The organism is Cellulomonas biazotea (genome assembly GCF_004306155.1).
GTDB lineage: Bacteria > Actinomycetota > Actinomycetes > Actinomycetales > Cellulomonadaceae > Cellulomonas > Cellulomonas biazotea.
This window is the reverse complement of record NZ_BIMR01000342.1, coordinates 1-12,134: the sequence shown is the minus strand read 5'-3', so window position 1 is coordinate 12,134 and position 12,134 is coordinate 1. Positions and strand designations below refer to the sequence as shown.

The window sequence follows — 12,134 nt, the reverse complement described above, 5'->3', positions numbered from 1 at the left end:
GGCCCCGGTCAGGCGGCGGGGTCGTCCTCGGACGCGTCGGCGGTCGTCGCGACCCCGGCCTGCGCGGGCTCGCGGCGCAGGAGGTCGCCCGGCTGGCAGTCGAGGACCTCGCACAGTGCCTCGAGCGTCGAGAAGCGGACGGCCTTGGCGCGGCCGTTCTTGAGGACCGCGAGGTTGGCGGGGGTGATGCCGACGCGGTCGGCGAGCTCGCCGACGGACATCTTGCGGCGCGCGAGCATGACGTCGATGTCGACGACGATCGGCATCAGATCACCTCGTCGAGCTCGGCGCGCAGGGTGGTCGCGGTGGTGTCGAGGGCGACGGCCTTGGCGAGCAGGATGCGCAGGACGAGGACGAGCAGCGCGACGAGCGCGGTCCCGGCGCCGGCGACGACGACGAGCAGGACGAGCCCTGGTGCGACGGCCTCGCCGGGGGCGAGGACGAACGACAGGACCACCGCGAGGAGGGTCGCGGTGACCGCGCAGCCGATGACGACGTCGACGTAGCGGAACGCCTGGGGGGAGAAGACGGTGTCCCGCCTGACCAGGGTGAGCAGGCGCCAGATGCAGACCAGCGCGACCTCGACGGTGACGATGCCGAGGAAGGCGACGACCGGGACGGTCCAGCGCAGGTGCGCGACCTCGGGTCCGCCGTCCTCGATGTCGAGGCCGAGTGCCGGCAGCACCATGAGCTGTACGACGAGCAGCCCGGCGAGCATCAGCACGATGACGAGGCGCAGGGCGAGCACGGCCAACCGACCCATGGGGGAACCTCACTTCGATCGTCGAGCTATCGAATAACGATAGAAGACTATCGACGCTCGATGGATCGAGCAAGCGCGACCGAGGCCGCCCGCGTTGCCCCGGGATGTCGCGGGGGCGGGCGGACGGCCTCGGTCCAGGAGGGGCCGGTCAGTCCTCCTGCTCGGGGCGGCGCGTCAGCCGGTCGCGCAGGTCGCGCCCGGCGTCGTGCTGCTGCCGTTCTTGTAGAACGTGACGCCGAACGAGTTCCCGGCGCCGTTCGGCCGGGCCTGCCGCGTGCTGCCGCTGCCGCTCAGCGCCGCGTTCCAGCTGCTCTGCACCGACTGGCCGCCGTTCAGCGAGAGCGTCACGACCCAGCTGCTCGAGCCGCTCACCGAGTAGGTGACGTTGAAGCGGTCCGACCACTCGTCGCCGCGGGTCGCGGTGACGGTGCACGACCCCGTGCCGCCACCCCCGCCGCCGCCTCCGCCACCACCCCCGCCGCCGGTGCTGGACGGGGCGACCGCCCGGCCCGTGCTCGACGAGATGTGCCCGGTGCACAGGTTGCGCGAGCGCAGGTCCTGCAGGATCCCCGGCAGCGCCTGGACCGTCGCGGCGGGCCAGTCGTGCATGAGGATGACCTGGCCGTTCGTCAGTCGGCCCGCGGCCTGACGGATCGCGTCGGCGCTCGCGTTGTTCCAGTCGTTGGAGTCGACGTCCCACAGGACCTCCCGCAGCCCGAGCGACGACTCGACGGCCTTGAGCGTCGCGTTCGTCTCCCCGTAGGGCGGCCGGAAGAGCGTCGGCGTGACGCCGGCCGTCTGCTGGATCGCCTGCTGCGTGCGGCTGAGCTGCGACTGGATGTCGCTCTGGCTCAGGTTCACCAGGTGCGGGTGGTCCCACGAGTGGTTCCCGATCTGCACGCCCGCGTTCTTGTAGGCCTGCATGAGCGACGCGTTGTTCTGCGCGTTCTGGCCGGTCGGGAAGACCGTCGCGGTCGCGTTGTTCGACGCCAGGGTGCTGAGGATCTGGTTCGTCGTGCCGCTGGTGGGGCCGTCGTCGAAGGTCAGGCCCACGTAGCCCGCGGAGCAGGACTGCGGCGTCGTCGGCTGCGGCGTGGGGTTCGTCGTCCCGCCCCCGCCTCCGCCCGACCCGGCGCACGCCGCGGCGGGGGTCGTGCTGTTCCCGTTCTTCATGACGGTGACGCCGAAGCTGTTGCCCGAGCCGTTCGACGTCGCGGTGCGCGTCGAGCCGCTGCCGGAGAGCGTGGCGTTCCACGAGTTCTGGATGCTCTGGCTTCCGTTGAGCGCGAGGTTGACGGACCACGTGCTGGCGCCGCTCACGGTGTAGGTGACGTTGAAGCGGTCGGACCACTCGTCGCCGCGCGTCGCGGTCACCGAGCAGCCGGTGCTGCCACCACCGCCACCACCGCCACCGCCACCACCGCCGCTGCTGGAGCCCTCGCTCACGGTGATGTTCGAGCTGCCGCTGCTCTGGTACCCCTCGGTCGCCATGATCATGTAGTTGTGGTTGCCGAGGTTCATGCCCTTGGACGCCCACGCGTCGAAGTGGTTGCCGGACGTGATCGTGCCGCCGACCCGCTTCGACTGCCGCACGGACCAGTACTGGTAGAAGGTCTTGGTGCCCTCGATCGACGGCTGGTTGACGCGCTGCGTCCGGTAGATGTCGTAGGTCCCGCCGTCGCTGGTGACGGTCCCCATGTGCGTGCCGGTCGGGCGGTAGGTGCCCCACGAGTCGACGATGTAGTACTCGATGAGCGGGTTCTGGGTCCAGCCGTAGAGCGTGAGGTAGGCGTTGCCGGACGGGTTGAACTGGCCGGAGTAGCTGACGGTCTTGCGGCCGCCGGTGCTCCAGCCCTTGCCGGCGACGAAGTTGCCGGTGTTGCTCCACTGGGTGGCGTAGCTGCCCCCGGACCCCAGGTCCATGGAGATCGAGCCGGGCGTGTCCGTCCAGAACGAGTAGAACCAGCCGTTGTTCGTGCCGGTCGAGTTGGACGTGACGGCCGCGGCGGCGGGGCTGGCGACCGCGAGGGCGCCCCCGACGAGGGCACCGGCGGCCAGCAGGCCCGTCAGTGCCCGCCAGGGGCGTCGGCGCGTGAGGGCGGTGCGCGTCGTGCGCGTGTCGGGCATCGGGCACTCCTTCGTGCGGGATCCGCGGATCGATATCGTTATCGGACCGGACTCTGCACCTGCCCTCACGCACCCCGGAACGCCCCTGAAGCGATTACGTCGGCCCGGCGCGCACTTTCGACACCCGGCGACTTTCGACACCCAGGGCGCGGGCGTGCGCGGGGTGCCGCCGAGCGTCCGCCGTCGGCAGGATGGGCGCGTGCCGGAACCCCAGCCCGCCCTCGTCCTGCGTCGACCCGCACCCGCCGACGAGGCCCAGGTCCGTGGCGCCGCCCGCGAGCTCGCCGCCGAGGGGTTCGACTTCGCCCCGCTGCTCGACGACCTCGCCTGGCCCGACTGGCTCGCCACGATGGCCGACCGAGAGGCGGGCCTCCACCTTCCCGAGGGGATCGTCCCGGAGACGTTCGTCCTCGCGACGCTCGACGGGGTCGTCGTCGGCCGCGGCTCGGTCCGGCACCGTCTGACGCCCGCACTGGAGCGGCTCGGCGGGCACGTCGGCTACGCCGTCCGCCCCGGGCACCGTCGACGCGGGTACGCCACCGTGATCCTGCGCGGCTGCCTGGACCTGGCCGCAGCGGCCGGGGTCCACGCCGCGCTCGTCACCTGCGCCGACACCAACACCGCGTCGGCACGGACGATCGAGCGGGCCGGGGGAGTCCTGCGCGACGTCCTCGTCGACAGCGACGGTCGCGCCACCCGCCGCTACGACGTCCCGACCGCCCGGGCGTGACGAGGGGGACGGGCCGCGCGGCCCGCCCCCCTCGTGGTCGGCGGCGTCAGCCGGCGGTGCCGGTGACCGTCGTGCCGCTGCGCAGGACGGTGTACGTGACCTGCTCGCCGCTCCAGAAGTGGAACGTCAGCGTCACGGGCGAGCCGTCGGTGACCTCGGCGAAGAACGCCGGCCGCAGCACGATCGTCCCGGCGGTGGTGTCGGGAGCGAAAGTCACGTCGAACTCCTTGAAGGACGTCCACCCGTGCGGGCCCGCGTTCGACCCGTCGGCGTACCGGGCCTCCATCGTCGCGAGCCGGTCGCCGCGGAACGCCGTCGGGATCGCGAACGCGTCGGTCGTGCCCGCCGCGTCGGACAGCACGGGCGCGTCGGCGCTGACGACCTCGACGCGCCACGGGACGCCCTTCGAGAACCGGACCTCGACCTCGGCGCGCGTGCCGTAGGTGCCGTCGCCGAGCAGGCGGCCGAGCAGGGCGGCGGGCAGCGTGAGGGTGCTCCCGGCGAGCGTGTAGTCCTTGCCGGGCTTGAGCTTCGTCGAGCCGACCCAGAGCCCCTTGACGGTGTTCCCGTTGAGGTTCAGCGTCACCACCTGGTCGGTGACGGCGGCCGGGCGCACGAAGACCTGGTCGGTCGACGCCGTGCCGGAGCGCCGCTTCCACGACGACTCGATCTGCGCGAACAGCTCCGGGTCGCGCCACGTGAGCGCGGTGCGGTCGAGGTGCTGGCCGTTGTCCCACCACATGGTGGTGACGCCCGCGGTGCGCGCCTCGTGCCCGAGGTGCTCGAAGAACCTGAGCTTCTCGCCCTGCTCGATCGTGCCCGTGTGCCGGTCGAAGCCGAGCAGCCCGTACTCGCCGAGGATCACGGGGATGCCGCGCGCGCCGAGCGTCTGGCTGACCCGCGCGAACGCGCCCGCGGTGTCGGCCTGCGCGGTCGCGTCGTAGCGGTAGCCGCCCGCGACGTTCACGCTGAACGGCCAGTAGCCGTAGTAGTGGAACGTCGCCGCGAGGTTCGGGTCGTCCAGCGCGTCGAACGTCGCGACGAGCGCGTCGAGTCGCGCCTGGCCGGAGTCGGTGTGCAGGGTCGGCAGGACCAGGACGCGGTCGGCGTTGCGACCGCCCGACGCGCGCACGACCTCGTGGAACCGGACGTTGAGCTCGTCGAGCAGCGCGTAGGCCTGGTCGTCGGCGGCGCCCGCGAACTGCGGCTCGTTGATGCTCTCGAACAGCAGGGTGCGGGGGTGGTCGCGGAACCGCTCGGCGAGCTGCTCCCAGGTGGCCGTGAACTGCGCGAGCACGGCGTCGTGCTGCGACGGCATCTGGTTCGTCCACATCCACGAGTCGTGGTGCAGGTCGAGCAGGACGGTGAGGTCCTCGTCGAGCGCCCAGTCGACGACCTCCTCGATGCGGTCGAGCACCGCGGGCGCGATCGTGTACGTCGGCGCGGGGCCCTCGTGCTGGCCGAGCGTGACGGGCAGGCGGATGCTGCGGAAGCCCTGGTCCTCGACCTCGTCGAGCAGCGCGCGGGTGACGCGCGGGTTGCCCCAGGCGGTCTCGTCGGCGCCGACGGCGTCGAAGGTGTTGCCGAGGTTCCAGCCGGGCTGCATCGCGGCGACGACCTTCGCGGCCGACGGGGTGCGGGGGCCGTGGCGGGCGGGGTCGGCCGATCCGGCGGCGGCGGGCGCTGCGGTGGCCGCCGCGAGCGCGAGGGTGGCGGCGACGGCCGCGAGGCCGCTCCAGAGGGGTCGTCTCACAGGTGGTGCCCTTCCGTCGGGCGCACGCGAGACCGTCGTCGGCTCCTCGTCGAGCGCGTCGTGGGAGGCGTCGACCGGGACGTCGAAGCGCTTCGACGTGAAGTGTAGGGGCCGTTCGTCCGGTTCGCACCCCTCCGAAACGCATCGGAGGGGTGCGTCACCACCGGTCAGGGGCGCAGCAGCACCTTCGTGGCGCGCCGCTCGTCCATCGCCTTGTACGCCTCGGCGACCTCGTCCAGCGGCAGCTCCAGGTCGAACACGACACCGGGCTGCAGGCGGCCGTCGAGCACCTCGGGCAGCAGCTCCTCGATGTAGCCGCGCACGGGGGCGACACCGCCGCGCACGCCCACGTTGGTGCTGAACATGGTCTGCACCGGCAGCTCCGGGCCGCCCGCGGGCACGCCCACGAACCCGACCTGGCCGCCGGGCCGCGCGGACCGCAGCGCCTGGTCCATCGACTCCTTGGTGCCGACGCACTCCAGCACGACGTCCGGGCCGACGCCGTCGAACATCTCCTTGAGCCGCGCGACGCCCTCGTCGCCGCGCTCCGGCACGACGTCCGTGGCGCCGAGGGTGCGGGCCAGCGCCTGCCGCTCGGGGTGCCGCGACATCGCGACGATGCGCGTCGCGCCGAGCCGCCGGGCGGCGGCGACCGCGCACAGGCCGACCGCGCCGTCGCCGACGACCGCGACAGTCGACCCCGGGCCGACCCCGCCCGAGACGGCCGCGTGGTGCCCGGTGCCCATCACGTCGGACAGCGTGAGCAGGTGCGGCACGAGCGCGCGCCCCTCGGTGCTCTCCAGGTCCACGCCCGGGACGACGACGAGCGTGCCGTCGGCCAGCGGCACGCGGACCCGCTCACCCTGGCCCGCGTCCGCGAAGCCGCCCTCGCGGTCCTGCGAGCCCCACCAGCCGCCGTGCAGGCACGACGTCGAGACGCCGTTGACGCAGTTGGTGCACGTGCCGTCGCACACGTAGAACGGCGCGATGACCGCGTCGCCGACCGCGACGTCCCGCACCGCGTCGCCGACCTGCTCGACGACCCCGATGAACTCGTGGCCGATGCGCTTGGGCTCGCGCGTCTTCTGGACGCCCCGGTAGGGCCACAGGTCCGACCCGCACACGCAGGCCGCGACGACGCGGACGACGGCGTCGCGACCGCTGCCGCCGGCCAGCAGCACCGGGTCCGGGACCTCCTCGACGCGGACGTCCCTCTCGCCGTGGATGACCGTCGCGCGCATCGTGCTCCTCATGGTGGTGCCGGGGTCCCGCGCGGGCGCGGGGCGGGCCGTGCGGGGGACGGCCGTCGTCCATCTTAGGAACCTGCGCGCGACGGCCCGGTGTCACGGATCGCGGGGCTGCGTGGTCGTACGGGTGTCGGGACGCACACCCGGTGCGTCCCGCCCCGGAGGAGGCAGATCCGCATGGCACGCATCGTCGTCGTGGGTGGGGGGTACGCGGGCTTCACCGCGGCCCGCGAGCTCGAGCGGCGGCTGCGGCGCGACGACGTCGAGGTCGTCCTCGTCGACCCGCGCCCGTACATGACCTACCAGCCGTTCCTGCCCGAGGTCGTCGCCGGCTCGGTCGAGGCCCGGCACTCGGCGGTCGCGCACCGGCGGCACCTGCGCCGCACGCGCCTGGTCGCCGGGACGGTGACCCGGATCGTGCACGCCGAGCGGCGCCTCACGGTCCGGCCGGTCGACGGCCCCGACCTGGTCCTGACGTACGACACCCTCGTGCTCACCGCGGGCGCGGTCACCCGCCGGGTGTCGGTGCCGGGCGTCGCCGAGCACGCCATCGGCATGAAGCACGTCGAGGAGGCCGTCGCGATCCGCGACCGCCTGCTCACCGCGTTCGACCGGGCGGCGACCCTGCCGCGCGGGCCGGAGCGCGAGCGGCTGCTCACCGCCGTGTTCGTCGGCGGCGGGTTCTCCGGGGTCGAGGGGTTCGCCGAGCTGCTGTCGCTCGCCCACGACCTCACCCGCCGCTACCCGGAGATCGACCCCGCCGAGGTCGCGTTCCACCTGGTCGAGCTCAGCCCGCGCGTGCTGCCCGAGGTGACCGAGGCGCAAGGGCGCTGGGTCGTGCGGACCCTGACGGAGCGCGGCGCGCACGTCCACCTGTCGACCGGCGTCGTCTCGGCCGTCGACGGCGTCGTCGAGCTCTCGACCGGCGAGCGGATCCCGACCGACCTGCTCGTGTGGACCGCCGGCAACGCCGCCAACCCGGTCGTCGCGACCCACACCGACCTGCCCGTCGACGCGCGCGGGTACGTCGTCGTGCGACCCGACCTGCGCGTCGGCACCGACGACGAGCCCGTCGCGGACGCGTGGGCGGCGGGCGACGCGGCCGCCGTGCCGGACCTCGCGACCCCGCGCCCAGGCGCGCTGGCCGTCCCGAACGCGCAGCACGCCGTGCGGCAGGGGAGGCGCCTCGCGCGGAACGTCGTCGCCGCCCGGCGCGGTCGCCCGACCCGGCCCTACCGGCACGGCAGCCTCGGCGTCGTCGCGACGCTCGGCCTCGGGTCGGGCATCTTCGAGTACCGGCGCCTCGTCGTGCGCGGGCGGCTCGCGTGGCTCATGCACCGCGGGTACCACGTGCTCGCGATCCCGACGTGGGAGCGCAAGGTGCGCGTGCTCGCCGTGTGGCTGACGGCGGCGGTGTTCGGGCGGGACGTGGTCTCGCTCGCGTCGGTCGCGCACCCGCGCGACGCGTTCGTCGCCGCGGGCGAGCCGGACCGACTGACGCGGGCCGCGTAGCCGGACGTCGCCGACCGCTGGACCCGCGCGGCGGGTCGGCGGATCGTGGGGTCGGACGGGCCGCGTCGCGGCCGCGCGGCGAGGAGGCGGAGATGTGCCGATGGATCGCGTACCGGGGCTCCCCGGTGACGCTCGACGAGCTGCTGTACAAGCCCGCGAACTCGCTCGTCATGCAGAGCCTGCACAGCAGGCTCGGCGCGGAGCCGACGAACGGCGACGGGTTCGGCGTCGGCTGGTACGACGAGCACTCGCCGACGCCGGGCGTGTTCCGCAGCATCGAGCCGGCGTGGAGCGACCGGAACCTGCGCGAGCTCGCGCAGCACGTGCGTTCCGGCACGGTCCTGGCGCACGTGCGCGCGACGAGCGGGACGGCGGTGCAGCAGACGAACTGCCACCCGTTCCGGTTCGGGTCGTGGCTGTTCATGCACAACGGGCTCATCGCGGGCTTCCCGTCGCTCAAGCGGGACCTTCTGCTCGCCGTCGACCCGGCACTGTTTCCGCACATCGAGGGGTCGACGGACTCCGAGACGCTGTTCCACCTGGCGCTGACGTTCGGGCTGCAGGACGACCCGCCCGCGGCGATCGCGGCCGCGGTCGGGCTCGTCGAGCGGACCGCGCGGGAGCACGGGGTGCCGTTCCCGGTGCAGGGGACGTTCGCGACGACCGACGGGCGGCGGCTGTGGGCGTTCCGCTACTCGTCGGAGGGGCGGTCGCGGTCGCTGTTCCGCAACCAGGACGTCGCCGTGCTGCGCGCGCAGTACCCCGACAACCCGGTGCTGCACGACCTGTCCGACGACACGCGGATCGTCGTCTCCGAGCCGCTCGGCGACCTGCGCGGTGCGTGGCTCGAGGTGCCGGAGAGCAGCTACCTCGTGGTCGACGACGGCGCGGAGGACGTGCACCCGTTCGCGCCGGTCCGCTCGGCGGCGTAGGGGGCCGGGGGTCGTCTGCTTCGATGGGCCCGACCCCCGAGGAGGACCCGTGCCCGTCGCCGCCCCGCCCCCCGACGACCCCGCCCCGGACGGCTGGCTGCGCGCCGACGACGGCACGGCTTACCCGCCCGGCCCGTGGTTCCTCGGCGCCGACCTGCTGGTGTCGGTCCTGCGGGTCCCCGAGGACCGGGTCGCCGGGCTGGCCGAGGCGCTCCCGCCCGGGCACGCGGTGCTGCCGGTCGGTCGCGCGGCGCTCGTCGGGCTGGCGATGGTCCGGTACGCGCCCGGCGGTGTGCTCGCCTACGACGAGCTGCTCGTCGCCGCGCTCAGCACCGACGGGCGCGCGCCGCGCGTGACGATCCCGCAGATCTGGGTCACGAGCGCCGCGTCACGGTCCGGCGGCCGGGCCCTGTGGGGCATCCCGAAGGACCTCGCCGCGGTGACGCGCACGTCCGAGCCCGGGCCGCGACCCGGCTCGACCGTCGTGCGGACGGAGGTGCGGACGGTCGACGGCGCCGGGATCGCCCGACTCACCGCCCGCGTGGGCCCGCGGCTGTCGCCCGTCCCCGTGTCCCTGCCGCTGCCGACAGCGCAGCGTCGCGACGACGGGTCGGGCGTGATCTCCCGCAACGGCGTGACCGGGACGCTGCGGCGGCTCGCGGTCCGGTGGGACCTGCCGCACGACGGGCCGCTCGGCCACCTGCGCGGGCTGCGGCCCGTCGCGTCGGCCGCCGTCGTGGACGCGTCGGTCGTGTTCGGGCGTCGGGTGGTCGAGTCGTGACCGCGCCGCACCCCGTCGCCGTCGTGACGGGTGCGGGCAGCGGCATCGGCCGGGCGATCGCCGCCGCGCTGGTCGCACGCGGCTGCCGGGTCGTCGTCGCCGACCTCGACCTCGACGCCGCACGGCGCACCGTCGCCGACCTCGGCGAGCACACGGTCGCGCACCGCGTCGACGTCCGGGACACGGCCGCCGTCGCCGCGCTGCTCGACGCCGTGGAGCGCGACCTCGGCCCCGTCGAGGTCTGGGTGAACAACGCGGGCGTCATGCCCACCGGCCGGTTCGCCGAGCAGGACGACGCGACCCTCGACCTCGTGGTCGACGTCGACTACCGGGCGGTCGTGCACGCGACCCGGCTCGTGCTGCCGCGGATGCTCGCGCGCGGCCGCGGGTCCGTCGTCCAGGTCGCGAGCGCGACGGGCCGCAAGCCCATGGCGGGGCTCGCCGTGTACTCGGGCGCGAAGGCCGGCGTCATCGGCTTCACGTCGGCGGTGCGCCGCGAGGTCCGGGGCAGCGGCGTGCACGTCGGCGTCGTCCTGCCGTACCTCGCCGCGACGCCCATGGGTGCGGGCATCCGGCCGCAGCGCGGGTTCCGGGCGGTCACCGCCGAGCAGGTCGCGGCCGAGGTCGTGCGGCTCCTCGACCGGCGCGCGCCCGTCGCGTGGGTGCCGCGCCGGCTCGGGGCGCTGTCACGGGCGTTCGAGTCCCTGCCGCTGCCCGTCCAGGACCGGGTGGACGACTGGCTGCTGAGCGACCGGATCGGGCTCGGCGACCGGGCCGATGACCGGGTCGGTGACCGGGTCGGTGACGAGGGTCGCGGCCACGGCGGGGGTCGCGCCGCCCGCGGGTAGCCGACGGTCGGTCCTACCGGACGCCGTGCGCTGCTCGACGTCCCCGCCCAGCCGGGCGGTGCCGCGTGACCACGTCCGCTGCCCGGCCGTCACGGGTGCCCACGTCGGGTCGGGGGACCATCCCGCGGGGGGCACCCAGCCCTGCGGGGGCGGCGGCCAGCCGTCCGGTGCCGTGAAGCGTGCCGGGGCGAGCTCCGCGGCCGAGGGCACCACGTCGAACGGGAGCGGGTCGGCGTACGTCCGCACCAGGTCGTCGTGCCAGACCTGCGTCGCGCCGAACGCGGTGGCCGTCATCCACGTGAACGCCGTGGCGAGGATCAGCAGCGCGGTCGGGTCGGCGACGTCGAGCGCGACGGTCCCGACGAGGACGACGACGGCGACCGCAGCCGCGACCGTCGTCGTGACGACCGGCCACAGGCGCGTGCCGGGCGGGGCGAGCCGACGCAACCGCCACGCGGCGAGGGGGAGCACGACCATCCAGGCCGCCCACACCCACATGACGACCGCGAGCACCCCGACGACGGCGCGGCCGACGGGGGCCGTGGGCCGGGCGCACGCCTGTGCGGCGGCCTCCTGGCGGACGTGGACGAGCTGGCGGGCCAGCCGGTACGCGACGAACGGCGTGAACGGGACGAGCGCGCCCGACAGGTAGACGAGGGCGGCGGTGACGGTTGCGCGGCGGACGTCGACGGTCCGGGCGGTCGGTGCCGTCGCCGGGAGGACCGCGCCCGTCGGGACGACCCACGGGCCGGGCGGCTCCCGCCGGGCTCGGTACGTCCCGACGAGCCACGCGAGCCGCAGGACGAGCAGCGGTCCGAGGACGAGGAACGAGGTGACGCGGTCGGCGACGGCGCCGGTCCCCACCAGCACTGCGAGGACCCACCAGCCGAGGACGACGGCGACGACGGCGCTGAGCAGCAGGTCGACCGACTTCTCCCGCGGTGGCTGGTCCACCCCGGCGGCCGACAGCGTCCGCTGCTCCTGCGTGTAGAGGCCGGTGCACCGCGGGACGTGCCAGGTGGAGGTCGTGCGGGCGAAGACCTCCTCGGGCTCGCCCGTCAGGTTGAACAGGACGCGCTTGACGCGGAAGGCGGTGACGCCCGGGCGCAGCACCGCGTAGGTCGACAGCACGAGCACGAGCACGAGGGCGGCGAGGCTCTGGGCGTCCGCCTGGTCGAGGCGGTCGGCGAGGCCGGCGAGGCCGTCGGGCGTGAGGGTCGAGATCGCGGAGATCGCGGCGCTGAGGGTCTCGCGCAGCGCCGTGACCTGACCGGTGTCGCCGCCGGGCCCGGTCAGGCCGAAGGCGAGGGTCTCGACCTGCAGCGCGACCCACCCGACGATCGTCCGGCCCACGACGAGGGTCGCGGCGGCGGCCGCGACGACGAACCAGCGCCAGCGCACGGGGCGCAGCGAGAGCAGGAAGTCGGCGACGGCCTGCCGC

The 12,134-nt window shown here is 74.5% G+C and carries 10 protein-coding genes; 5 read left to right on the top strand and 5 right to left on the bottom strand.

Going from position 1 to position 12,134, the window contains the following annotated elements:
• Window positions 1-8 precede the first annotated feature (8 nt).
• The 3 genes from CBZ_RS18210 to CBZ_RS22050 form a co-directional block, all read right to left on the bottom strand.
• Window positions 9-266: a helix-turn-helix domain-containing protein gene (locus CBZ_RS18210; RefSeq protein ID WP_130782882.1), complete on the bottom strand. Its 258-nt coding sequence runs from the start codon at window positions 264-266 to the stop codon at window positions 9-11.
• Entirely contained in the window at window positions 266-763 is a 498-nt protein-coding gene (locus tag CBZ_RS18205) for a DUF2975 domain-containing protein (protein ID WP_130782881.1), read from the bottom strand. The genes CBZ_RS18210 and CBZ_RS18205 overlap by 1 nt, the downstream gene beginning before the upstream one ends.
• Before the next feature lie 174 nt (window positions 764-937).
• Entirely contained in the window at window positions 938-2,890 is a 1,953-nt protein-coding gene (locus tag CBZ_RS22050) for a glycoside hydrolase family 11 protein (RefSeq protein WP_130782880.1), read from the bottom strand.
• A gap of 199 nt (window positions 2,891-3,089) precedes the next feature.
• On the opposite strand from CBZ_RS22050, the gene CBZ_RS18195 reads away from it, so the two are divergent.
• Window positions 3,090-3,620: a GNAT family N-acetyltransferase gene (locus CBZ_RS18195; RefSeq protein WP_246013528.1), complete on the top strand. Its 531-nt coding sequence runs from the start codon at window positions 3,090-3,092 to the stop codon at window positions 3,618-3,620.
• Between the two features lie 46 nt (window positions 3,621-3,666).
• Here the strand turns inward: CBZ_RS18195 and CBZ_RS18190 are convergent, their stop codons facing one another.
• The gene (locus CBZ_RS18190; protein ID WP_130782879.1) at window positions 3,667-5,373 is read right to left on the bottom strand and encodes a cellulase family glycosylhydrolase; all 1,707 of its coding nucleotides are present in this window, start codon (window positions 5,371-5,373) and stop codon (window positions 3,667-3,669) included.
• Window positions 5,374-5,540: 167 nt separating this feature from the next.
• A complete protein-coding gene (locus tag CBZ_RS18185) occupies window positions 5,541-6,614 on the bottom strand; it encodes a zinc-dependent alcohol dehydrogenase family protein (protein ID WP_130782878.1) in 1,074 nt (357 codons plus the stop codon).
• Window positions 6,615-6,797: 183 nt separating this feature from the next.
• On the opposite strand from CBZ_RS18185, the gene CBZ_RS18180 reads away from it, so the two are divergent.
• From CBZ_RS18180 to CBZ_RS18165, 4 genes are all read left to right on the top strand, one after another.
• The gene (locus CBZ_RS18180; protein WP_130782877.1) at window positions 6,798-8,132 is read left to right on the top strand and encodes an NAD(P)/FAD-dependent oxidoreductase; all 1,335 of its coding nucleotides are present in this window, start codon (window positions 6,798-6,800) and stop codon (window positions 8,130-8,132) included.
• Between the two features lie 92 nt (window positions 8,133-8,224).
• Window positions 8,225-9,064 carry a class II glutamine amidotransferase gene (locus CBZ_RS18175; protein ID WP_130782876.1) on the top strand — a complete coding sequence of 280 codons (840 nt, stop codon included), beginning with the start codon at window positions 8,225-8,227 and terminating at the stop codon, window positions 9,062-9,064.
• 49 nt (window positions 9,065-9,113) lie between these two features.
• Entirely contained in the window at window positions 9,114-9,845 is a 732-nt protein-coding gene (locus tag CBZ_RS18170; RefSeq protein ID WP_130782875.1) for an acetoacetate decarboxylase family protein, read from the top strand.
• On the top strand, window positions 9,842-10,693 hold the full coding sequence (locus tag CBZ_RS18165) for an SDR family NAD(P)-dependent oxidoreductase (RefSeq protein WP_165446846.1): 852 nt from the start codon (window positions 9,842-9,844) through the stop codon (window positions 10,691-10,693). Before CBZ_RS18170 ends, CBZ_RS18165 begins: the two co-directional genes overlap by 4 nt.
• Window positions 10,694-12,134: the final 1,441 nt, after the last annotated feature.

Coding starts and splice junctions, on each gene's coding strand:
- CBZ_RS18210 (WP_130782882.1), bottom strand. CDS start 266: ATGCCGATCGTCGTCGACATCGACGTCATGCTCGCGCGCCGCAAGATG.
- CBZ_RS18205 (WP_130782881.1), bottom strand. CDS start 763: ATGGGTCGGTTGGCCGTGCTCGCCCTGCGCCTCGTCATCGTGCTGATG.
- CBZ_RS22050 (WP_130782880.1), bottom strand. CDS start 2,890: ATGCCCGACACGCGCACGACGCGCACCGCCCTCACGCGCCGACGCCCC.
- CBZ_RS18185 (WP_130782878.1), bottom strand. CDS start 6,614: ATGCGCGCGACGGTCATCCACGGCGAGAGGGACGTCCGCGTCGAGGAG.
- CBZ_RS18180 (WP_130782877.1), top strand. CDS start 6,798: ATGGCACGCATCGTCGTCGTGGGTGGGGGGTACGCGGGCTTCACCGCG.
- CBZ_RS18175 (WP_130782876.1), top strand. CDS start 8,225: ATGTGCCGATGGATCGCGTACCGGGGCTCCCCGGTGACGCTCGACGAG.